This window comes from Phytobacter sp. RSE-02, assembly GCF_040578655.1.
GTDB lineage: Bacteria > Pseudomonadota > Gammaproteobacteria > Enterobacterales > Enterobacteriaceae > Phytobacter > Phytobacter diazotrophicus.
The window spans coordinates 99559-123262 of record NZ_JBEULY010000012.1 but is presented as its reverse complement, the minus strand read 5'-3'; the positions used below and the strand labels follow the sequence as shown (position 1 = coordinate 123262).

At 54.9% G+C, this 23704-nt stretch carries 20 protein-coding genes; 12 read left to right on the top strand and 8 right to left on the bottom strand.

The genetic code is table 11. The features are described 5' to 3' along the window. The first annotated feature begins 33 nt into the window (after positions 1 to 33). A complete protein-coding gene (locus ABU190_RS21455; RefSeq protein ID WP_354692336.1) occupies positions 34 to 894 on the top strand; it encodes an AraC family transcriptional regulator in 861 nt (286 codons plus the stop codon). Here the strand turns inward: ABU190_RS21455 and ABU190_RS21450 are convergent. The 5 genes from ABU190_RS21450 to ABU190_RS21430 form a co-directional block, all read right to left on the bottom strand. Next, entirely contained in the window at positions 881 to 1237 is a 357-nt protein-coding gene (locus ABU190_RS21450) for a PTS fructose-like transporter subunit IIB (RefSeq protein WP_354692335.1), read from the bottom strand. The genes ABU190_RS21455 and ABU190_RS21450 overlap by 14 nt on opposite strands. A 1-nt stretch (position 1238) precedes the next feature. After that, positions 1239 to 2117, bottom strand: coding sequence for a [formate-C-acetyltransferase]-activating enzyme (locus ABU190_RS21445; protein ID WP_354692334.1), 879 nt, complete (start codon positions 2115 to 2117; stop codon positions 1239 to 1241). Beyond that, positions 2083 to 4380 (bottom strand): formate C-acetyltransferase, encoded by a 2298-nt coding sequence (locus ABU190_RS21440; RefSeq protein WP_354692333.1) that lies wholly within the window; start codon positions 4378 to 4380, stop codon positions 2083 to 2085. Before ABU190_RS21440 ends, ABU190_RS21445 begins: the two co-directional genes overlap by 35 nt. Positions 4381 to 4480: 100 nt before the next feature. Further along, complete coding sequence (locus ABU190_RS21435) at positions 4481 to 4801, bottom strand: PTS fructose-like transporter subunit IIB (RefSeq protein ID WP_354692332.1); 321 nt, start codon at positions 4799 to 4801, stop codon at positions 4481 to 4483. A 14-nt stretch (positions 4802 to 4815) separates the two neighbouring features. After that, the gene (locus tag ABU190_RS21430; protein ID WP_354692331.1) at positions 4816 to 5895 is read right to left on the bottom strand and encodes a PTS fructose transporter subunit EIIC; all 1080 of its coding nucleotides are present in this window, start codon (positions 5893 to 5895) and stop codon (positions 4816 to 4818) included. Positions 5896 to 6202: 307 nt separating this feature from the next. Between ABU190_RS21430 and ptsP the strand changes: the two genes are divergently transcribed. The 8 genes from ptsP to nagA all read left to right on the top strand — a co-directional run bounded on the left by ptsP (position 6203) and on the right by nagA (position 16834). After that, positions 6203 to 8704 carry a phosphoenolpyruvate--protein phosphotransferase gene (gene ptsP, locus ABU190_RS21425; RefSeq protein ID WP_354692330.1) on the top strand — a complete coding sequence of 834 codons (2502 nt, stop codon included), beginning with the start codon at positions 6203 to 6205 and terminating at the stop codon, positions 8702 to 8704. An 11-nt stretch (positions 8705 to 8715) separates the two neighbouring features. Beyond that, positions 8716 to 9378 (top strand): fructose-6-phosphate aldolase, encoded by a 663-nt coding sequence (fsa, locus tag ABU190_RS21420; RefSeq protein ID WP_354692329.1) that lies wholly within the window; start codon positions 8716 to 8718, stop codon positions 9376 to 9378. Between the two features lie 51 nt (positions 9379 to 9429). Then, positions 9430 to 10533 (top strand): glycerol dehydrogenase, encoded by a 1104-nt coding sequence (locus ABU190_RS21415; protein ID WP_354692328.1) that lies wholly within the window; start codon positions 9430 to 9432, stop codon positions 10531 to 10533. Positions 10534 to 10669: 136 nt separating this feature from the next. Continuing rightward, complete coding sequence (locus ABU190_RS21410; protein ID WP_108702235.1) at positions 10670 to 11419, top strand: DeoR/GlpR family DNA-binding transcription regulator; 750 nt, start codon at positions 10670 to 10672, stop codon at positions 11417 to 11419. A 160-nt stretch (positions 11420 to 11579) separates the two neighbouring features. Continuing rightward, positions 11580 to 14003, top strand: coding sequence for a formate C-acetyltransferase/glycerol dehydratase family glycyl radical enzyme (locus tag ABU190_RS21405; protein ID WP_354692327.1), 2424 nt, complete (start codon positions 11580 to 11582; stop codon positions 14001 to 14003). Between the two features lie 13 nt (positions 14004 to 14016). Then, entirely contained in the window at positions 14017 to 14931 is a 915-nt protein-coding gene (locus ABU190_RS21400) for a glycyl-radical enzyme activating protein (RefSeq protein ID WP_354692326.1), read from the top strand. A 9-nt stretch (positions 14932 to 14940) separates the two neighbouring features. Continuing rightward, the gene (nagB, locus tag ABU190_RS21395; RefSeq protein ID WP_354692325.1) at positions 14941 to 15684 is read left to right on the top strand and encodes a glucosamine-6-phosphate deaminase; all 744 of its coding nucleotides are present in this window, start codon (positions 14941 to 14943) and stop codon (positions 15682 to 15684) included. Between the two features lie 4 nt (positions 15685 to 15688). Continuing rightward, on the top strand, positions 15689 to 16834 hold the full coding sequence (gene nagA / locus ABU190_RS21390) for an N-acetylglucosamine-6-phosphate deacetylase (RefSeq protein WP_354692324.1): 1146 nt from the start codon (positions 15689 to 15691) through the stop codon (positions 16832 to 16834). Positions 16835 to 16860: 26 nt separating this feature from the next. Here nagA and metF read toward each other — a convergent pair whose 3' ends face one another. The 3 genes from metF to metB form a co-directional block, all read right to left on the bottom strand. Further along, positions 16861 to 17751 (bottom strand): methylenetetrahydrofolate reductase, encoded by an 891-nt coding sequence (gene metF / locus ABU190_RS21385; protein ID WP_039077291.1) that lies wholly within the window; start codon positions 17749 to 17751, stop codon positions 16861 to 16863. A gap of 231 nt (positions 17752 to 17982) precedes the next feature. Beyond that, positions 17983 to 20415 carry a bifunctional aspartate kinase/homoserine dehydrogenase II gene (locus tag ABU190_RS21380; protein ID WP_354692323.1) on the bottom strand — a complete coding sequence of 811 codons (2433 nt, stop codon included), beginning with the start codon at positions 20413 to 20415 and terminating at the stop codon, positions 17983 to 17985. A gap of 2 nt (positions 20416 to 20417) precedes the next feature. Then, on the bottom strand, positions 20418 to 21578 hold the full coding sequence (gene metB / locus ABU190_RS21375) for a cystathionine gamma-synthase (RefSeq protein ID WP_039077293.1): 1161 nt from the start codon (positions 21576 to 21578) through the stop codon (positions 20418 to 20420). Positions 21579 to 21854: 276 nt separating this feature from the next. Here metB and metJ point away from each other — a divergent pair, with 276 nt between their 5' ends. The 3 genes from metJ to ABU190_RS21360 are packed head-to-tail and all read left to right on the top strand — an operon-like array spanning position 21855 to position 23512. After that, on the top strand, positions 21855 to 22172 hold the full coding sequence (gene metJ / locus ABU190_RS21370; RefSeq protein ID WP_007369220.1) for a met regulon transcriptional regulator MetJ: 318 nt from the start codon (positions 21855 to 21857) through the stop codon (positions 22170 to 22172). Between the two features lie 59 nt (positions 22173 to 22231). After that, positions 22232 to 22843, top strand: coding sequence for a YiiX family permuted papain-like enzyme (locus ABU190_RS21365; RefSeq protein ID WP_354692322.1), 612 nt, complete (start codon positions 22232 to 22234; stop codon positions 22841 to 22843). A gap of 6 nt (positions 22844 to 22849) precedes the next feature. Next, positions 22850 to 23512, top strand: a complete 663-nt coding sequence (locus ABU190_RS21360; protein WP_354692321.1) for a TIGR02117 family protein — start codon at positions 22850 to 22852, stop codon at positions 23510 to 23512. Positions 23513 to 23704: the final 192 nt, after the last annotated feature.

Below are 23704 nucleotides of genomic sequence, written 5' to 3'. Positions count from 1 at the left end.
GTTGGGCGGTTCGCGCGCACGGAAAAGGAAACCATGAATTACGACGTCAGCCATCTGCTTACCCGCCTGATTAGCGGCCAGACACCTCTGCGGCACATCTGTTTTGCCACCGCCGCTGGTCCTGCACCCGCCTCAGCGTTACAGGTGGATTTCCCGCGTCTGGAAATTGTGCTGGAAGGAACGCTGACAGATATAGGCATCAATGGAGAGATGTCATTGATGAGCGAACAGGATGTGCTTTACATCCCCGCTGGCGGCTGGAATGCTCCGCAATGGCAGAAGCCTGTCACTATGCTGAGCGTACTGTTCGGTAAACAACAACTCGGTTTCAGCGTCACTCACTGGGATGGCGCGGAGTTACATAACCTGGCCAAACAACATGTCGCGCGCCGGGGTCCTCGTATTGGTTCATTCCTTCTGCAAACCTTGCACGAGATGCAAATGCAGCCCCAGGAGCAGCAAACGGCCAGGCTGATTGTCGCCAGCCTGCTGAGCCATTGCCGGGATCTGCTGGGCAGCCAGATCCAGACCGCATCACGCAGCCAGGCTCTCTTTGAAGCCATTCGCGATTATATTGACGAACACTACGCCTTGCCCCTCACTCGTGAATCGGTGGCGCAGGCGTTTTATATCTCGCCGAATTACCTCTCACACCTGTTTCAGAAAACGGGCGCCATCGGCTTTAACGAATACCTGAACCATACGCGGCTGGAACATGCCAAAACGCTGCTGAAGGGTTACGATCTGAAGGTCAAGGAGGTGGCGCACACCTGTGGGTTTGTCGACAGCAACTACTTCTGCCGCCTGTTTCGCAAAAATACGGAGCGTTCGCCGTCAGAGTATCGTCGGCAGTATCACAGCCAGTTAACGGAAAAGAAGACTACTCCAGAATAAGATGGGTATGCTGCGGCGCTGAAAGGAGTTTACGCACCGCGCTCATCACCCGCTGAGGTTCCCGCAAAAAAGCGCTAATGCCCGACTGGACGTAGCGGCTTTGGGAAAATCGTTCCACACCTGCCAGTTCGATATCGGTTATCAGCAATACCGCATCGGCGCGGCTGATATCCTCTTCCGTCAGGCGATTTTCAGTTCCCAGCGCCCCCTGGGTTTCAATCTTAATATTCCACTTCTCCTGCTGGCAGAGCTTTTCCAGCCGTTCGGCAGCCATATAGGTATGCGCCACGCCGCTCACGCAAGCGGTCACTGCCACCAGATGTCGTACAGGTGCGACTGCCATGTTAACCCCCTGTGGTTACCTGAAATCCGGCGCATTCTGCTATTTCACACAATGCCGCCACCTCTTGCGCCGACGGGGCAGGGACATCCTTCATCAACCACGGCTGCCCCAGCAGACGATATTTCGGTTCGCCGTACTGATGAAACGGTAGCAGGTGTACCTGCTTTATGCCTAATGATGTCAACAACGTCAGCGCGCGCTGTAAGTTCTCTATGCTGAGGGTAAAGCCTGGAATCAACGGCAGACGAGGGATCACATGGATCCCCTCACTGACTAATAGCCGTAAATTCTCCAGCACGCGCGGCAGATTCATATTGACCACCTCGCGCGCCTGAACGGCATCCATTATTTTGAGATCGAACAATACCTCATCGCACGCCTTTGCCAGCGGCAACAGGCGGCTGGCCGGAGCGTCACCTGCGGTTTCAATGGCGCACTGAATCCCCAGCCGCCTCATGCGCTGTAAAAAACGGGTGGCGAAAGGCGCCTGCATCAGCACTTCACCGCCGGAGAGCGTCACCCCACCGCCGGAGGTGCGGAAGAAGATATCATCCTTCAGCACCTCACGTTCCAGCTCATCCAGCGTGATATCGCGACCAATATGCTCAAACGCGCCGGAAGGACATTCGTCGGCATCGCGCAGACAGGGCGCGCAGTGCAGGCATTTGCTCTCCCGCCGCACCGTTTCAATACGTGGGGAGACAGATTCAGGATTGGCGCACCACGGGCAGGTATGCGGGCAGCCTTTAAAAAAGACCACCGTGCGAATCCCCTGTCCGTCATTCAGTGAATAACGCTGAATGTTGAAGATACGCGCGACCTCATCGCCACGCGACTCCATCACCTCATAACTGATGCGCGGTGCGGCGAATGATGTCATCCTGAATCTCCTTCGACAGCTCGACAAAGAAGGCGCTGTAGCCCGCCACGCGTACCACCAGTCCGGCGAAATCCTGCGGACGCTGCTGCGCTTCGCGCAATGTTTCGGCATTCACCACGTTAAACTGGATGTGTTGCAGCTTGAGTTGGGTAAACGCACGCAGAAAATCCGCCAGCTTGCGTAAGCCCGCCTCCCCTTCAAGGGTTGCAGGGGTAAACTTCACGTTCAGCAAGGTGCCGTTCGACAGCAGCGTGTTATCCAGTTTACTCACCGATTTCAGTACCGCCGTCGGCCCCTGCATATCCTGGCCCAACATCGGCGACAGGCCGCCGTCCGCCAGTTGCTCCCCGGCGAAACGACCGTCCGGCGTCGCCCCCACCACTGACCCCAGCGGCACGTGCGCAGAGACGGTGTAGGAACCCGGCGTAAATTGCCCGCCGCGCGGGTTCTGGTATTTCTCCACCTCTTTGCAGTAATGGCGCAGCAGTTCAGCGCTGATGTTATCCACATCATCAATATCGTTGCCGTATTTTTCGAAGCGATTGATCAGCCTGGCGCGAATTTTCTCGCCTTCCGGGGTGGCGAAGTTGCCTTTTAATACCGACAGCAACTCGTCAAAACTTAAGCGCTGCTGCTCAAACACCAGTCCGTTAAGCGCATGCAGGGAATCGCTCAGGTTGGCGATGCCAATGCCCTGCACGCCAGAGAAGTTATAGCGCGCGCCGCCATCGGTAATATCACGTCCCTTGTCCAGACAGTCGCTGATAAACGAAGAGAGCAGCGGCACCGGCGCCCAGTCGCGGTGGCCGATATCGCAGATATTGCTGCCCTCCACCATCAGCGTAATGTAGTGGCTGATTTTGGCGCGAATATGCGCCAGCAGTTCTTCATACGTCAGCGCGCTGTTGCCTTCGTTTTCGTAGAGGCTGATTTCCATCACTTTCAACAGATTGAACATGGCGATGTCGTGCAGGCCGTAGGTTCTGCCGGGAATCGACAGCTCCACGCAGCCCACCACCGCGTAATCACGCGCATCTTCCAGCGAAACGCCACGGTTCAGGAACGCAGGCACGACCACTTCATCATTAAAGATCTGCGGGATACCGGTGCCGAGGCGGATCGTCTCCGCCGTCTTCATCAGAAAGGGCGTATCAATCAGCGCGTTGGTGCGCACGCCAAGGTTCGGCTGCGGCAACTGCACACTCTGATAAGCATCAAGGCAGAGGAACGAAAGCACGTTCACCGCGCTGCGTCCATTCTCCGTCAGCCCGCCGAGCAGCGCGGTATATCCCGTCGGAAATCCGGCGAAATAGCGCGCGCTGCTGGTGGAACGCAGCAACACGATGTCATTGCATTTCACCCACAGTGATTCAAGGATCTCTTTTAAGAATGCCGGGTCTTCGCCCTGGGTCAGCGAGGCCTGGTAAAACGGCAGCATATACTGGTCAAAACGTCCCAGTGAGAGCGAACTGGCGTTGGATTCATATTGCAAAATGATATTCATGTACCAGAACAACTGGCACGCCTGCCAGAAGGTCTGCGGCCTGTGCTGCATGTTATGACGGGAGTTCGCGGCAATAGTCAGCAATTCCTGACGGCGCTGCGCATCCAGGCAGCTTTCCGCCATTTTCTCCGCCAACAGAGCGTAACGCAGAATGTGCCGTTGCGATGCTTCAAGCAGCAACAGCGCGGCCTGATAAAAATGGTTATCCGGCTGCTGTTGGCAGTGCTGGCGCATCTGCGCCGCCAGTTCGCCCAGCCCGTGGTTCAGCAGGCGCGGGTAGTCAATAATGATATGCCCCTGCCCTTTATCCGTCTGGTTAACGCTAAAAATCTGGGTGCTGACGGCAGCCTTGACCTCATCGGTCATCTGCCCGTTGATGAAGTCTTTCATCGACCGTTTTTCCCAGTACGGGAACAGCACGTCGCGATAGAGGCGTTTATCCTCTTCGCTGATGTCAAAGCGATCCTGCGGACGCGTCGGGAACTGATCCAGCTCTTTAAGCAGCCAGTAAGGATCCATTTCCGGCGACATAATACCCGCGCGCGGCTTAACGGTACGGTTTCCGGCAATCAATTCCTCATCACGAATCGAAATTTCAACATGCTCAAGGATATACGCGGTCGCTTTAGCCCGACGCAGAATAACCGGTTCTCCCTCCGTCTGCTGATGGCTGGCGGTGTAAAGCTGCGCGCGCTCAAGCGAAATTTCACGGTGGTTCTGAAACAGAGCGGTTTTGAGGCGTTGAATACGGTTGGTCATGAGGAACTCCTGTGGGTACGATTGCCGGATGGCGGCGTGAACGCCTTATCGGCCTACGGCATTGGCATCGTAGGCCGGTCGCCATCCGGCAAACAAATGGTTACGCGGTTTGCGCCAGATGCGAAGCAATCTTGTTCATAATGGCGTCGGCGCGTTTCACCGCATCGCTGATGTTGACGCGGACGATAGTCTTACCCGCAAAACGCTCCTCAAACTTGATACCGATATCTTTGGTCAGAATCACCATATCGGCATCCGCCACGTCCGCTGCGGTCAGTTCGTTCTCCAGGCCAATTGAACCCTGAGTCTCAACCTTAACTTCCCAGCCTTTGGCTTTGGCTGCGCTTTCCAGCGCTTCGGCTGCCATATAGGTGTGCGCAACGCCAGAAGGACATGCGGTTACTGCAATAATCTTAGTCATGGCTCATTCCTCACTTAATTCATTTCAAAATCCAAATCCAGGTCGTCTTCTTTCTCGTCAACCTGGGACACTTTCTTCCGCGCCAGACTTTTCAGCACGTTCACGCAGACCGCTGTCACCACCGCGCCGACGGCAACGGCCGCAACATAACCCAGCTTTCCTTCCACAACCGGCAGAACAATTAAGCCGCCCCAACCGGCATAACACTGTGCGCCAAACAGCGCGGCCGTTACCGCGCCACAGGCAGAGCCAACCATAATGGAGGGGATCACGCGCAGCGGATCGGCGGCAGCAAAAGGAATCGCCCCTTCGGTTACGCCAACGCAGCCCATCACCAGCGCGGCTTTACCTGCTTCACGCTCTTCTGAAGAGAAATTTTTACGACCAATCAGCGTCGCCAGCCCTAAGCCAAGCGGCGGAACACAGATACCAACAGCGGCGATTGCCACCACGGTGTAAACCCCTTGCGACACGCAAATCAGCATGAATGCATAGGCGACTTTGTTAACGGGACCGCCCATATCAAAAGCCAGCATGAGTCCTAAAATAACGGCCAGTACCACAATGCTGCCCTGCTGCATCCCTTGCAGCCATGCGGTCAGGCTGGTGGTCAACGCGCCGACCGGCTCACCCAGCCCCCACATCATGATGCCTGCGGTAATAAAGGTGCCGATGATAGGAATAACAAAGATGGGCATCACCGAGCGCAGCACTTTATGCACGGGGATCTTTTTCAGATAGTGCACCACAATGCCGCCGATAATCCCGGCGATCAGCGCGCCAAAGAACCCGGCGCCGAAGCTGTTGCCTACCCATGCGCCAATTGCACAAGGCGCCAGCGCAGAGCGCTCGGCAATCGAATAGCCGATATACGCGGCAAGGAAAGGCACCATTAGCGTCAGCCCTGCGACGCCAATATCAAAAAGTTTCTTGAGATTAGGGTCTGTCGCGGCATCGGGTACAGCGCCTTTGCCATACAGCATCACGGAGACCGCCAGTAAAATACCGCCTGCCACCACAAAGGGGATCATATGCGAAACCCCGGTCATCAAGTGCTGACGGGTGTTTTTCAGGATCTGCACCAACTCTTTCATAAGTCGCTCCCGGGCCAGTGAAAGCCCATATCCATAATGTTGATGCGGGAAACAATAGGCAATCCGATAAGGTGCAGACAGTGGATAAAAAGGCCATTTACTGGATTTTTGTAATATCAGTACAAAAATGCGATCCGCCTCATAACTTAGTTAATCTCGGAATTTATATGACATGCATTGACTTGTGAGTTATCTCTCACTTTGAGGGTTACATTACATTTGTCCAGTTTTTGGCAGATTTGTCGCGTGGCACCTTCAGTGGTTGGCCTTTTATCCTGTAGCAAGTAATCGTTATGGGAGAGAGGCTATGGCCCTGGTTGTGGAATTTACCTGTGAGCTGCCCAATGGCGTCCATGCACGTCCGGCAAGCCACGTTGAGACGCTTTGCAACACCTTTACCTCACAGATTGAGTGGCTTAATCTGCGCACCGACCGGAAGGGTAATGCGAAGAGCGCGCTGGCACTCATTGGCACCGACACGCTGGCAGGCGACAGTTGTCAGTTACTGATTTCTGGGGCCGACGAACAGGCAGCCCATCAGCGCCTGAGCCAGTGGCTACGTGATGAATTTCCGCACTGCGATGCGCCGCTGGCGGAGGTTAAAAGCAGTGAACTGGCCCCCCTTCCGGCCTCACTAACAAACCTGAATCCGCAGATTTTCCGCGCCCGCAGCGTATGCACCGGCAGCGCAGGCGGCGTTCTGACGCGGCTCTCCTCACTGGATCTCGACGCGCTGGGTTCCCTGCCACCCGCTAAAGATGCGGAAACAGAACAATCCGCACTGGATAATGGTCTGACGCTATTAATCAAGAATATTGAGTTCCGCCTGCTCGACAGCGGCGGCGCCACCAGCGCTATTCTGGAAGCTCACCGCTCGCTGGCGGGTGACGCTTCACTGCGTCAGCATCTGCTGGCAGGTGTTTCCCGTGGGTTAAGCTGCGCTCAGGCGATTGTCGAAAGCGCCAGCCACTTCTGCGAGGAATTCGCCCGTTCCAGCAGCAGCTATTTACAGGAGCGCGCGCTGGATGTTCGTGATGTCTGCTTCCAGCTCTTACAGCAAATCTATGGCGAACAGCGCTTTCCGGCGCCGGGAAAACTCACCCAACCCGCGGTCTGTATGGCGGATGAACTCACGCCAAGCCAGTTCCTCGAATTGGACAAAACCTTTCTCAAAGGCCTGCTGTTAAAAAGCGGCGGCACCACCTCGCACACGGTTATTCTCGCCCGTTCATTCAACATTCCCACACTGGTTGGCGTAGAGATTGAAACCTTAACGCCGTGGCTACAGCAGACGGTTTACATCGACGGCAACGCAGGCGCGATCATCGTTGCGCCCGATGAACCCGTTGCCCGTTACTATCAGCAGGAGGCCCGTGTCCAGGAAGCCCTGCGTGAGCAGCAGCGTATCTGGCTGACCCAGGAAGCGCGCACGGCTGACGGCATCCGCATGGAAGTTGCCGCCAATATCGCCCACTCCGTGGAAGCACAGGCGGCCTTTGGCAATGGCGCGGAAGCCGTTGGCCTGTTCCGTACCGAAATGCTGTATATGGACCGCGCCTGCGCGCCGGATGAGAATGAGCTGTACAACATTTTTTGTCAGGCGCTGGAGTCCGCCCAGGGACGCAACATTATTGTGCGCACCATGGATATCGGCGGCGATAAGCCCGTTGACTACCTGAATATTCCTGCCGAAGCCAACCCGTTCCTCGGCTATCGCGCGGTGCGTATCTATGAAGAGTACGCCACGCTGTTTACCACCCAGCTACGTTCGATCCTCCGTGCGTCAGCACACGGCAAGCTGAAAATTATGATCCCGATGATCTCCTCAATGGAAGAGATCCTGTGGGTCAAAGAGAAGCTGGCGGAGGCCAAACAGCAGCTACGTAATGAACACATTCCGTTTGATGAAAAGATCCCGCTCGGCATCATGCTGGAAGTGCCATCAGTCATGTTTATTATCGATCAGTGCTGCGAAGAAATTGATTTCTTTAGTATTGGCAGTAACGACCTGACGCAGTATTTGCTGGCGGTCGATCGCGACAACGCCAAAGTCACGCGTCATTACAACAGCCTGAACCCTGCTTTCCTGCGTGCGCTGGATTACGCGGTGCAGGCGGTGCACCGTCAGGGCAAATGGATTGGCCTGTGCGGCGAACTTGGCGCGAAAGGGTCTGTGCTCCCGCTGCTGGTCGGTCTGGGACTGGACGAGATCAGCATGAGCGCGCCGTCAATTCCCGCCGCCAAAGCGCGGATGGCGCAACTTGACAGCCGCGCCTGCCGCCAGTTGCTGAATCAGGCAATGGCCTGCCGCACCTCGCTGGAGGTGGAGCATCTGCTGGCGCAGTTCCGCATGACCCAGCAAGACGCGCCGCTGGTTACCGCCCAGTGCATCACCCTGAACAGCGACTGGCGCAGCAAAGAAGAGGTGATCAAAGGGATGACCGACAACCTGCTGCTGGCAAGCCGTTGTCGCTACCCGCGCAAGCTGGAAGCCGATCTGTGGGCGCGCGAGGCGGTTTTCTCCACTGGATTAGGCTTTAGCTTCGCTATTCCGCACAGCAAATCTGAACATATTGAGCAGTCCACCATCAGTGTGGCGCGCCTGAAAGCGCCGGTACGCTGGGGCGATGACGATGCGCAATTCATCATCATGCTGACGCTCAACAAACACGCCGCAGGCGACCAGCATATGCGTATTTTCTCACGCCTGGCCCGCCGCATTATGCACGAAGAATTCCGCAACGCGCTGGTCAACGCCGCTTCTGCCGACGCTATCGCCAGCCTGCTGCAACACGAACTTGAACTTTAAGAGGACGCATCATGGAACTGTATCTGGACACCGCCAATGTGAAAGAAGTCGAACGTCTGGCGCGCATCTTCCCCATCGCGGGCGTGACCACTAACCCAAGCATTGTTGCTGCGGGTAAAGAATCCATCTGGGATGTGTTACCACGCCTGCAAAAGGCTATCGGGCCGCAAGGCATTCTGTTCGCCCAGACCATGAGCCGCGACGCGCAGGGGATGGTGGAAGAAGCCAGACGCCTGAGCAATGCCGTACCCGACATCGTTGTCAAAATCCCGGTAACCTCCGAAGGCCTCGCCGCCATTAAGCTTCTGAAAAAAGAAGGCATTCCGACACTCGGCACTGCTGTTTACAGCGCGGCACAAGGGTTGCTTGCCGCCCTGGCTGGCGCGAAATATGTGGCGCCTTACGTCAACCGTGTCGACGCTCAGGGCGGAGACGGTATTCGCACCGTGCAAGAACTGCAAAGCCTGCTGGAACAACATGCCCCGGAAAGCAAAGTGCTGGCAGCCAGCTTCAAAACCCCTCGCCAGGCGCTCGATTGCCTGCTGGCAGGTTGCGAAGCGATCACGCTTCCCCTGGATGTAGCGCAACAAATGCTCGATACCCCTGCGGTAGAGTCAGCAATAGAGAAGTTTGAGCAGGACTGGAATAACGCATTTGGCAATCTCAACCTGTAACCGGGCGTCAGGGTCACGGTACGTGACCCGCATCGCCAATGGAGGAAATATATGGACCGCATTATTCAATCCCCAGGTAAGTATATTCAGGGTGCAGACGTTATCACCCGTCTCGGTGAGTATCTCAAACCACTGGCAGCAAGCTGGCTGGTGGTGGGAGACAAATTTGTTTTAGGTTTTGCCCAGGAGGCGTTGCAAAAAAGCCTGGCCGATGCCGGACTGGCCTGCGAAGTAGTGCCTTTCGGCGGCGAATGTTCACAAAATGAGATAGACCGTCTGCATGCTATCGCGGAAAGCGCACATTGCGGTGCCGTGCTCGGTATTGGCGGCGGTAAAACGCTGGATACCGCGAAAGCGCTGGCGCACTTTATGGGCGTACCTGTTGCCATCGCGCCGACTATCGCCTCCACCGACGCGCCGTGCAGCGCGCTTTCCGTCATCTATACCGACGCCGGTGAATTTGACCGTTATCTCCTGCTGCCCAATAACCCGGACCGCGTCATTGTCGACACCAAAATTGTGGCTGGCGCACCGGCTCGTTTACTGGCTGCGGGTATCGGTGATGCGCTGGCAACGTGGTTTGAGGCTCGCGCCTGTTCGCGCAGCGGTGCCACGACCATGGCAGGTGGTCAGTGCACTCAGGCTGCATTAGCGCTGGCGGAGCTTTGCTACAACACGCTGCTTGAAGAGGGCGAAAAAGCGATGCTGGCCGCAGAACAGCACGTGGTCACCCCGGCGCTGGAGCGCGTTATTGAAGCCAATACCTATCTGAGCGGCGTGGGTTTTGAAAGCGGCGGTCTGGCAGCGGCACACGCGGTGCATAACGGCCTGACGGCGATTCCAGACGCGCACCATTACTACCACGGCGAGAAAGTCGCTTTTGGTACGCTGACACAACTGGTTCTGGAAAACGCGCCAGCGGAAGAAATTGAAACCGTCGCCGCGCTTACTCACGCCGTTGGGTTGCCTGTTACGCTGGCACAGTTGGATATTACCGAAGACATTCCTGCAAAAATGCGCATCGTGGCAGAAGCGGCCTGTGCCGAAGGCGAAACCATCCATAACATGCCGGGTGGGGCAACAGCAGATCAGGTGTACGCCGCGCTCCTGGTCGCCGACCAGTACGGTCAGCGCTTCCTTCAAGAGTGGGAATAACCCATTAACACTCCCGGCAGTGTCCGGGAGTGTTTCTTTATGTTCCTTTCTAGTGATATTGTCACTGCAGTTTATGTGCTTTATAGTGCGTTTTTCCTCTTAGCGAACCCGCACCATGCAATCATCAGACAGAAGAATGCGCATCTATGCCATTCTGCAGCAGGACAAAAAGGTCGTGGTCAATGACCTGGCGGAGAAGTTTGGCGTCACCAAAATGACCATTCGCCGCGACCTTTCCTTCTTCGAAAAGCAGGGCATTGTGAAAACCAGCTACGGCGGCGCGTATCTGACAAGCGGTGCCAGCGTGGAACCCAGTTTTCAGCTCAAATCCGTACAGATGGTTGATGATAAGCACCTGATTGGACAAAAAGCGGCTGAACGGGTGGAAGATGGTGATACGATCATTATCGACTGCGGCACCACAGCGCTGGCGTTTGCTCAATGTCTTTTTGATAAAAAAATCATGGTGATCACCAACTCCGTGCCGGTGGTTAACCTGCTCAAGGGCCGCAGCAACATCAAATTGATTGTCGCACCCGGCGAGTATGAAGATGACACCCAGGGAATGGTCTCTTTTAGCACGGCTGAGTTCTTCAGTACGCTGCATGCCGACAAAGTGTTTCTTAGCACTCAGGGCATCAACGAACAAGGGGAACTGACGGTCCCCAAAATCACTGATGCCCATGTGAAGCGTGCGCTGGCGCGTGCCGGACGGCAAAAATTCCTGCTGGCCGATAAAAGTAAATTCGGCCAGACCTTCCTTGCCGGGCATGGCCAACTGAGCGATTTTGATGTCGTCATCAGCCAAAGCGGTATTTCTGCCGACGTCCTGACCCTTCTTAACGGCCACTGTGCTGAACTCATCCTTGCCGATAGCGTCGAATAACCCTCCGCGCCCTTCACGGGCGCTTGTGCTTTTTTGTGCCTTTAAATGTTCTATTTGGATTCTTTTGTGACAAAAGGAACATAATAGATCATTTTGTGGTTGACAAAAGCACACCTCAGGCATGAAATGCAATAAAACCATTTCACCAGTGAGGGAATTTATGAACGGATTGCTCAGCTTCAAACCCACCAACAATGATTGCGACTTTGCGCGTATCGCCAAAAAACAGGATCAGATGTTCCATCGCGTGGCGACCCTCTGCCCGGAACGTGCCGAAATCATTACCGACGCCTTCAAACGCTCAGAAGGGAAATCGATCGTTATTCGCCGCGCCCTCGCGCTGGCCGACATTCTGGAAAAAATGACGATCTACATTGAGCCGGACATGCTGATCGTCGGTAACCAGGCCAGTGCAAACTTCGCCGCGCCAGTCTTCCCGGAATTTTCCTTCAACTGGGTTATCGACGAGCTGGACGAATTCGACAAACGCTCCGGTGACAGCTTCCAGGTTTCAGAAGAGACCAAAGCGCGCCTGCGCGTGTTGCAAGATTACTGGCAGGGTAAAACTCACCAGGATGAGGTGCTGGCAAACCTGCCGCAAATTAACCGACTGGCGGAGAAACAGGGCGTTCTGCACCGTGGCGGCATCAGCATGTCTGGTGACGGTCACATCATCCCCAATCATGATTTCGTGCTGGAAGTCGGCTACGGCGGCATGCGCGATATCGCCAGACAGCATCTGGCCGAAGATAAAGACCTGACCGAAGAACAGACCGACTTCTACCACGCCGTTATCATCACCATGGAAGCGGCGCTGAACTACTGCAAGCGCTTCTCTGTACTGGCAAAAGAAGAAGCCGGGAAAACCACCGACGCCAAACGCCGCGAAGAGCTGCTGGCAATGAGCGACATGTTCGCCCATCTGATGGAGGGCAAAGCGCAGAGCTTCTACGAAGCCGTGGAAGCGGTCTATCTGACCCACCTGCTGATGATGATCGAAAGTAACGGTCACTCCTTCTCCTTCGGCCGTTTTGACCAGTACGTCTGGCCGTACTACGAAGCAGACATTAACGCCGGCAAAATCAGCAAAGAGAAGGCGCTGGAGATCCTGACCCACTTCTTCATCATGACCAACAGCCTGAACAAAGTACGTCCGTGGGGCCACACCCAGTACAGCGGCGGCTACCCGCTCTACTCCAACCTGATGGTGGGGGGCATGAAGCCGGACGGTACTGACGGCACCAACGATCTCTCTTATCTGTCGCTGGAAGCCATGGCGCTGACCGGTCTGCCGGAGCCAAACCTGAGTGTGCGTTTCTCCAGGGACACCCCGCATTCACTGATGCAGGACGCTGCAAAATTGATCCGTAAAGGCTTTGGCATGCCGTCTATCTTCTGCGACGAAGTGGTGATCCCGGCGATGATGACCCTTGGTCTGACGGAAGAAGTGGCGCGCGAATATGCCTCAATGGGCTGTGTGGAAACCGCCATTCCGGGCCGCTGGGGGCATCGCGCCACCGGCATGACCTATGTGAACTTCGGCAAAATCCTTGAGCTGGTCATGAACAACGGCTGCGATCCGGCGACCGGCGTCCAATTGGTCAAAATAAACGGCAAAGAGGGGCGCGAGATCAATTATGAGTCTTATGACGAAGTCTGGGCCGCATGGAACCAGTTGCTGGAGTTCTACTCCGATCTGGCGGTGGACTGCGATCTGGTATGCGATCGCGCTCTGAAATATCACGATGCCGATGCCTTTGCCTCTGCGACCATTAACTGCTCGCTGGAGCGTGGTAAAACCCTGAAAAACGGCGGTGCGGAATATGACTTTGTCAGTTCCTCCAACATCGGACCTTCCGTGGTGGGCGACAGCCTCGCCGCAGTGAAAAAACTGGTCTTTGATGACAAGGTACTGACGCTCAAACAACTGCGTGACGCGATGGACAGTAACTTCGAAGGCATTGAAGGCGCCCGCGTGCGTAAGCTGTGCCGCAACGCACCGAAGTTCGGTAACGATATCGACTATGTCGACCATATTGTCGCCGACGTATTCGAGTCCTACCTGAAACTGCTGCCGAAATACAAAACCGATCGCTACGGTAAAGGACCGAAGGGCTGTGGCTATACCATGTCCACGTCCAATATTACCTCTTACGTACCGAACGGTTTTGATGTAGGGGCAACGCCGGATGGTCGTCTGGCAACTCTGCCGCTAAACGAAGGCGCGTCTCCGTGCCTCGGTGCGGATAAAGAAGGCCCGACCGCAGTGATTAACTCCGTTTCGAAACTGCCAAACCAGAAAATCGCTGGCGGTCAGTTGCTGAATATGAAATTCACCCCGAGCGCGCTGGAAGGCGACGAAAACCTGGAGAAATTCACCGCCTTCATGGAGGCCAGCCGCGAGAAAAATATCTTCCATAACCAGTTCAATATTATCGATTCAAATATTTTGCGGGCGGCGAAAGCACACCCGGAAGATTATCCGAACCTGATGGTTCGCGTGGCCGGTTATTGTGCGCTGTTCTCAACGCTGATGCCGGAAGCGCAGGATGCGATTATCGCCCGTACAGAACTGGCCTGGTAAGGCGGAGAGCACCATGAAAACAGGTTTGATATCCCACATTCAGCGCTACTCGACCAAAGATGGTCCGGGGATACGCAGTACCGTATTCATGCAGCAGTGTAATTTGCGCTGTCAGTGGTGTGCGAATCCGGAAACCATCAAGCCTGGCTTTAACGTGTTCTGGTTTAAAGAACGTTGCCGTCAGTGCGGTTCCTGTGTGCAGGCGGCAGCGAATAACGCCATTACCTTTGCCGCACCTGGCGAGGGGGTGAATATTGATCGTAAGCAGTGTAGCAACCTGCTCGAGATGGTCGATATTTGCCCTTACGACGCCTACGAAAAAGTCGGTAAAGAGATGACCTCCCGCGAACTGGCAGATCTGCTGTTACGCGATAAAGCCTTTTACGATGAAAGCCACGGCGGCGTGACCTTCTCCGGTGGTGAACCCGCACTGCAGGCGGAATTTATCACGCAGACCGCACAGCATCTAAAAGCAGCAGGTGTTCATCTTTGTCTCGACACTGCCGGTAACATACGCCGTGACAAGCTGCTGCCCCTGGTGGACACGGTGGATATGGTTTCTTACGACTTTAAAGCGTTCGACCCGGAAATTCACCTTGCCTGTACGGGGGTGGATAACCGGTTGATCCTGGAAAACGCAAAAGCGATCGCCGCCACAGGAAAGCCCATTCTGGCGCGCATGGTGATCGTCCCGACGCGTAACGATCAGCCGGAAGATATCCGCAAGCGGCTTGATTTTATCCACAGCCTCGGCAGCGCCGTACAGCAGGTGGATATTCTGGAGTATCACATTTATGGCATCGGCAAATATGAAAAGCTCGGTATGCCTTACCTTCTTCATGATCTCCCGCCCATCCAGCGGGACATGATCGCTCAGATAAAACAGTACGCCGAAGATATTGGCCTCAAGGCTACCATCGGCGGTTAAGGAAAACAGATGCTGAACTTTACCCTGACGGATAACTACGCTGAAATGAGCACGCTGGCGGCAAAACGTGTCGCGCAGGCGCTGGAGCGTAAACCGGATTTAGTGATGGCGCTGCCCACCGGCGGCACGCCAATCGGCTTATTACAAGAGATGAGCCGCATGGCTCGCGACAACGAAGCGGATTTTTCGCGGGCGTATTCGTTCAATATTGATGAATACATCCCGCTGACCAAAGACGATCCACAGAGCTATTACTGGTTCCTGGAAAATTACTTTTACCAGCATGCCAACCTGCCTGTTGAAAACCGCTTTGTGCCCGATGTGCTGGCCGCCGATCTGGCGGTTGAATGCGCCCGCTATGAACGCGTGATTCAGGACCACGGCAATTTCGATCTCGCAGTCCTCGGTATCGGCCATGACGGACATATCGGTTTTAACGAACCCCACAGTACACATAGCCCGATGTGCCACGTTATCGATCTGAATGACGAGACCATCGAAGCCAACGCCCGTTTCTTCGAACGCCGTGAAGATGTGCCACGCCAGGCCATTACCCTTGGCATGGGGACTATCCTCAAAAGCAAAGAGATTGTGCTGATTGCCAACGGCGAGTCAAAAGCGCACGTCATGAAACAGCTCTATGAATGCACGGCAATTGACCCGCTTTTCCCGGCATCTTTTTTGTTATTGCATCCCGATGTCACCATTATCTGTGACCGGGAAGCCGCTTCACTTATTCCTTCTCTGAGGTGACACCATGATCATCCAAAGCGAGCGTGTCTGGCTTTCCGGCGGCTTTTATCCGGCAACGATTCACATAGAGAATGGCCGTATCAGCAATGTCGTCATGGGCCTGTCTGACAACGCCAACTTCGATTTTGCTAAGCGCCGTATTATCCCCGGCCTTATCGACAGCCACGCTCACGGCGGATGGGATTACGATACCAACGAGAATAATCCCGAAGGCTTGCGCCGCTGGGCGGCTAACCTCCCGGCAGAAGGGGTCACGGCTTTTTGCCCCACCACGGTGACAGACGACGATGCCACACTGGTCGCTGCGTTGGAGAATATTTCCCGCGTGATGGACGAAGGTTATGCGGGCGCGGAGATCCTCGGTATTCATTTCGAGGGTCCCTTTCTGTGCCAGAAATACCGCGGCGCACAGCCAGAAAAACAGATTCGCCCGGCCAGCGTGGCAGAGTTCCAGGCTTTCGAAAAGGCGGCGCGTAATCGCATTGTCGCCATTACCCTGGCGCCAGAAAACGATAAAGGCCTCGCCCTGACCCGTTACTGCGCGCAACGGGGGATCGCCGTCAACATGGGTCACTCCGATGCCTCGTTTGAGCAGGTGCTGGAAGCAGTCGCCAACGGTGCGAAAAACGTTACCCACGTCTATAACGGCATGGCGAAATATGTAAATCGCGAACCGGGGCTGCTCGGTGCTGCTTTTCGCCTGGACGGTCTGTACGGGGAAGTGATCGCCGATGGTATCTTCGTGAGCCTTGTGTCTGCCTCCCATCTGTACCGGGTGAAGAATGACGACGACGTTATTATGATCAGCGACTCCATGAAATCGAAGGGATGCCCGCCAGGACGTTATATGTTTGGCGGCGAATCGATGATTTTAGGTGAAGATGGCGCCACGCGACGTGAGAATGGCGTGCTGGTTGGCAGCACGCTGCATCTGAATCGCGGTTTATACAATATGGTCGAAGGCGCGATGGTGCCGTTTTGCGCAGCGCTGAAATCCTGCACGATCAACCCGGCGCGGCTGCTGGGGCTTGACGGACACAAAGGAAAACTGCAGCGCGGCTATGACGCCGATATTGTGGTGCTGGAGGATAACTATGATGTGCACACCACATTCTGTTGTGGCGAGGTGGCATATAGCGTCGCCGGATGATGCGCTCACCCGGCATTTACGCTGGCTTATACCGCCGGGCGAACGCCCAGTGTGTGGCAGATGGCGTAGCTCATTTCCGCGCGGTTCAGGGTATAAAAGTGGAAGTCTTTAACCCCTTCGCGGCTGAGGATTTTTACCATGTCCATGGCGATGCTGGCGCCAACCAGCTTACGCGTTTCGGCATCGTCATCCAGTCCTTCAAACATTTGTGACATCCACGCCGGAATACGCACGTTGGTCATATCGGCAAACTTTTTCGCCTGTTTAAAGTTAGTGACTGGCAGGATCCCCGGAATAATTTCAACGTCAATGCCCGTCGACGCACAGCGGTCGCGGAAACGCAGATAGCTTTCTACGTCAAAGAAGAACTGGGTGATGGCACGGTTAGCGCCCGCCTCAACCTTGCGTCGCAGATTAAGTAAATCTGCCTGTGCGCTTTTTGCTTCCGGATGCACTTCCGGGTAAGCAGCAACGGAGATATCAAAATCCGCCACCTCTTTAAGCAAGGTCACCAGGTCGGCAGCATACATATCCGGCTTACCGCTACCCGGTGGCAGATCGCCACGCAGCGCCACGATATGGCGAATACCGTTATCCCAATAATCTTTTGCGATAGCACGCAGTTCATCACGGGTTGCATCGATACAGGTCAGGTGCGGTACTGCTTCCAGGCCGGTACGATCTTTAATGCCTTTGATAATGCTATGGGTGCGGTCGCGCTCGCCGGAGTTGGCGCCGTAGGTGACGGAGACAAATTTCGGCTTGAGGCTGCTCAGACGATCAATGGAGTTCCATAAGGTCTGTTCCATTTCACTGGTGCGCGGCGGAAAAAATTCAAATGAAACATTAATCTGACCGTGCACTTCAGCCAGGCTCTGATTCAGGGCTTCCCGCTGGTTGGCGTGAAAAAAGCTCATACCTTACCTCATCAATCGCGTGTTGTTATTTATTGCGCTACGAACATCTATCCGTTTAGACGTCCAGATGTAAAAATGACGGAAAAGCGGACGGGCGTCAACAGGAAAATCATCATAATGCGTGAGGAATGTTCAGCGAAGATGAAAAAAGTTCATGGCGGTATGGGGTGAGTGCGCGCTGATGCCCTCACCCCAACCCTCTCACACAGCGAGAGGGAGAAAACCTACGGACTACAGCAACTGTGCCAGACGGTTGATATCCGACTGAATTGCGCCGGCAGTGACATCACGACCGGCTCCCGGCCCACGGATCACCAGCGGGTTATCGCGATACCAGCGGCTTTCGATGGCAAACACATTGTCGCAAGGCAGCAGTGCCGCCAGCGGATGTTCCGGACGCACCGCTTCCACACCCACACGCGCTTTGCCGTTGGCATCAAAACGTGCCACATAACGCAGCACCAGTCCCATCTCGCGAGCGGCTTCCAGACGCTGCGTCATTTGCTCATTCAGCTCGTCGCCATTCTCAAAGAAGTGGTCGATAGACTCTTCTTCACAGCTCGTCGGCACCAGGGACTCCACACGCACGTGGTCTGGTTCGATGTTATAGCCTGCCTCACGCGCCAGAATGACCAGCTTACGCATCACATCTTTACCGGAGAGATCGACGCGCGGGTCGGGCTCGGTCAATCCCTGCTGCCAGGCCTGATCGACCAGGTCGGTAAACGGCACGGTGCCATCAAATTGCAGGAACAACCAGGAGAGCGTACCGGAGAAGATACCACTGATGGCCAGAATACTGTCGCCGCTGTCGATAAGATCGCGCACCGTATGGTTTACCGGCAACCCGGCCCCGACGGTGGCGTTATACAACCAGCGACGTCCGGTTTTTTCAAATGCGTCGTGGATCTGGCGGTATTTATTACTGCTGCTGGCACCTGCCAGTTTATTGGCACTGATCACATGAAAACCGTGGCTGGCAAAATCCAGATACTGATCGGCAAGCTGCGGGCTCGCGGTGACATCCAGCACCACCAGATCATCGTACGGGTGCGCACGCATCCACAGAAATAACGCCTCTTCCTCCTGCTCGACCGCCTCATCATTGAAGAAGGCCAGCGCCCGGCTGGCGTCGAGACCATCGTAATTCAACAAGCTGCGGCGGCTATCCACCACCCCTGCGAGAACAAATTCGAACCCGGTACGGGCAGACAGCGCACTCTGTTCGCGGGCAAACAGTTCCAGCCAGCGAGAACCAATATTGCCTTTACCAAACAACATCAGGCCAATGCGTTTTTCCGCGCGGAACAGTGACTGATGCAGCCCCTGAATCAGGCTTTCCGTTGGCCCCACACGCAGCACGGCAACAAGGCTGATACCCTCATCTGACTGCCAGACAAATTCCACGGCCTGGCCTTTCAATTGCTGCCAGAAACGGTGGCTATGCAACGGATTACGGCAAACGCCCGCCCCGACCAACGCCACCAGCGCCAGCCCCTGACGTAAACGCAACTCGCCCGGCAGACCGGCTTCGTCGAGCAGTTTAAAGACGCTATCCACCACTTCCGAGGTGTAGCAGAGTTGCAGCAAATTACGGTCAGCGTGCGCGCCTGTCGCCAGCGGACGAACCTGAGCACGCTTGAGGATCACCTCAATATCACGTTGCGCCAGTTTGAAATCTTGCCCGGCAGGCACCTGAAACTCAATCAGGCAGACATCATCATGACTGGTGACGATGCGGGCACCCGTGCCCGATGCCAGCACGCGCTCAATACGCGTGGAACCCTGCTCCGGGTTATAGCTACAACGCAACTGCAAATCGATATTACTGCCGGATACCGGCTGTAAGGTTCGGGCGTGGAGTACAGGTGCTGCCAGACGGGCCAGCTCGCTGGCTTCATCCAGACGCAGCAGAGGCAGCAGGCAGGCATCTTTCACTTTACGCGGGTCGGCGCTGTACACCCCGGCCACATCGCTCCAGATCGTCACGCGGGTAACACCGGCTAATGCGCCAATTTGCGTTGCCGAATAGTCAGAACCATTACGCCCCAACAGCACGGTTTCGCCCGCCTCGTTACGGCTGATAAAGCCCGTCACAACGATACGTTTATCCGGGTGCTGCGCCAGCAGTTGCTGGAACAGCGGCCAGGAGGCGCCTTCGTTGACCTGCGGCTGTGCCGCACGCTCCGCGCGCAGAAACTCGCGCGCATCAAGCCATGCCGACGCTTGCCCTTGCTGATTCAGTACGGCAGACATCAGACGCGCAGACCACACTTCCCCATGCCCCACTACTTCGGCGTAGACCGCATCGGTAATGCCACCGTCCAGCAGCCCGGCCAGGCGCTCGAGGTCACGAATAAACTCGCTAATCAGGCCATCAGCCACCTCCGGTGACAACAACCCGGCAATCAGCTCGCTCTGGTAACGACGTAACGACTGTTGAACCTGATGCGCAGAGAGACGATCGGTCTGGCTCAATTTAAGCCAGCTAATCAACTGGTTAGTGGTACTGCCTGCTGCCGAAACGACCATCAAATCGCCCGGTTGCGAATATTCCGCCATGATCCCCGCGACGCGCAGGTAACATTTCACATCAGCCAGACTGCTCCCACCAAACTTATGCAGTTGACGAACCTTCGCCCCTGCCTGCGCATTCACACTCATGTTTATCCCTCAGCTGCGACCCGGAAGCCATTTTCCAGGTCGGCAATCAAATCTTCACCATCTTCAATGCCGGTTGAGATACGCAGTAACGTCTCTGAAATCCCGGCGGCAGCACGTGCTTCCGGCGCCATGCCCGCGTGTGTCATGGTGGCAGCGTGGGAAATTAAGCTTTCAACCCCACCTAAAGATTCCGCCAGCGTAAATAATGACAAACCGCTTAAGAAGCGACGCAGTGTTTGCTCATCGCCATCCAGTTCGAAACTCAACATTGCGCCAAAGCCTTTCTGCTGGCGCGCAGCAATCTCGTGCCCCTGATTTTCCGGCAGCGACGGGTGATAAAGTTTTTTCACCAGCGGCTGCTTTTTCAGAAACTCAACGATCGCCTGGGCGTTACGCTGCGCCACTTCCATACGTGGAGACAGTGTTCGCAGGCCACGCAACAGCAGGTAGCTGTCGAAGGCACTACCGGTGACGCCGATATTATTCGCCCACCATGCCAGTTCTGTGACAGTTTCCGGGTCTTTGGCAATCACCACGCCCGCGACAACATCTGAGTGGCCATTCAAGTATTTAGTACATGAATGCAATACCAAATCAGCGCCCAACGCCAGCGGGTTTTGCAACGCCGGACTCAGGAAAGTGTTATCCACCACGCTGACCGCACCTGCCTCACGCGCGAGCTGACAGATTTTCGCAATATCCACGACGCGCAACAATGGGTTGCTCGGACTTTCCACCAGCACCAGCTTTGGTTTTTGCGCCAGCGCCGATTTTAATGCCTGCTCATCATTCTGATCGACAAACAAAACCTTATAGCAGCCGCGTTTTGCCAGACTGTCGAAGAGGCGGTAGCTGCCACCATAACAGTCATGCGGCGCAACCAGCAGGTCGCCCGGTTTCAGGAAAACCGTGGTCACCAGATGAATCGCCGACATACCGGTGTTGGTCATCACGGCACCCGCACCGCCTTCCAGCTCTGCCAGGGCACGCTGCACGACATCGCGCGTCGGGTTACCGCGGCGTGAATAGTCATGGGCTCGAGGCTCATTAAATCCGGTGAAATTATAGGTGCTGGAGAGGTGGATGGGTGGAACAACGCAACCGTACTGCTCGTCATCGTTCAATCCGCTACGCACTGCGATGGTGGCCTGTTTACGCGTCATGGTGAAGGCTTCCTGGCTTAATGGATGAAAAGTCAGGCACCAGAGTAAACATAAGAATAATAGACGTCAATACATCTGGACATCTAAACTTCTTTGCGTATAGATTGAGCAAAATCGCAATAGCCGTTAAAATTATATGCTTTAGTGAAGTGACGCAGAGCGATACACCGTGTCACGGTACTGACTCTACGGTAAACTACGCGAGATTATGGTCCGGGCGCTGCGTTGATCAGGTTCTGACCTTTTATTAATGACTGAGAGGATTAAAGGTATCTCATGGCTGAATGGAGCGGCGAATATATCAGCCCGTACGCTGAGCACGGTAAGAAGAGTGAACAGGTAAAAAAAATTACGGTTTCCATTCCTCTGAAGGTGTTAAAAATCCTCACCGATGAGCGCACCCGTCGTCAGGTTAACAACCTGCGTCATGCCACCAACAGCGAACTGCTGTGTGAGGCATTCCTGCATGCGTTTACCGGCCAACCTTTGCCCAACGATGAAGACCTGCGTAAAGAGCGCAGCGATGAAATCCCGGAGGAGGCAAAAGTAATTATGCGCGAATTGGGTATCGACCCCGATACGTGGGAGTACTGATTTAAAAAGGCGGCTCATGGATTGAATCGCCTTTTTTGTCTCGAACAAGGATGTAAGTCATGACAAAGAAGTTTGTCCTCTTGCTGCTCGCGGTGATGGTTTTCCCGGTTCTGGCTTATGAACCGCAGACGGGCGATATCATCTTTCAGATGTCTCGCTCGTCGCAAAGTAAAGCTATCCAGCAAGCCACTCATTCGCGCTTTAGCCACACTGGCATGATCGTGCTGCGTAACAATGTCCCCTATGTTTTTGAAGCCATCGGCCCGGTGGTCTATACGCCACTGCAAAAATTCATCAACCGTGGGGAAAAAGGGCACTACATCATCCGTCGCGTGAAAGGTGGGCTTTCCATTGCACAGCAGCAAAAACTGGCGCAGACGGCAACGCGCTACCTCGGTAAACCCTATGACCTGGCATTTTCATGGACCGATGAGCGCCAGTATTGCTCCGAAGTGGTGTGGAAGGTGTATAACCGTGCTCTGGGGATACAGCCGGGTAAGCTGCAGAAACTTAAAGAGTTCGATCTGAACTCCCCGGTCGTGCGCGCCAAACTCAACGAGCGTTACGGGCGTAACATTCCGCTGAACGAAACAGTGATCTCGCCACAAGCGTTATTTGACGCCCCGCAACTGGAAACCGTCGCAAAAAAATGGCCACTGTTTTCCGGGTAACAAATCATGAAAAACCTGTTCATCGCATGGATGTGCTTTTTGCTCTACGGTTGCACCACTTTTCCACAGGCCGTCAGGCCTGAGGCGAACGCATCGCCCTCCGGCACGGAAATCTATATCGTCAGCCACGGTTGGCATACAGGGATTATCACCCCAGCCCATGAGGTCAATGTCGTTCTGCCACAGCTTAAAACGCGGTTTGCACAGGCGAAGTGGTATGAAATCGGCTGGGGTGACAAAGGTTTTTACCAGTCAGAGCAGATAACCACGAAGCTTACGCTGCAGGCTATGTTCTGGTCATCTGGCGCGGTTATGCACGTCGTAGCCTTTTCTGATACGCCAGAACGCTATTTTTCCGGGAGCGTGATAAAAGCATTAAGCCTCACCGCAGGTCAACGTGACAGCCTGATGCGTTACCTTGGCCGCAGCTTTGCCCGTGATGAAACCGGTAAACTCATTCCATTAAAAAAAGGCATATACGGCGATAGCCAGTTTTATGCCGCAAATGGGCGCTACAGCATACTCAATACCTGCAATAAATGGACAGCCAGGGGGCTGGAAAGCGCAGGAATGACGCTGGATACGTCGCTTACGTTAACGGCGGGAAGCGTTATACGCGCAGTGGAGAACCACAGAGCATGCCTGAATGAGCACTGCTATCCCCAGTAATGGAGCAGAGACAAACAAAAAGGCAGAAGAAATCTTCTGCCTTTTTGTTTGTCTGTCTGTTGCGCTGGCTGAATCAGAAGCGGGTCACTTCCGGGTGAACCTCTGCCAGAGAAGTGAAGTAAGACACAACGACATTTTTGAGTGCATTCAGCATATTGATTGTCCTTTCACGCGTTGTTGATAACCTCTTTC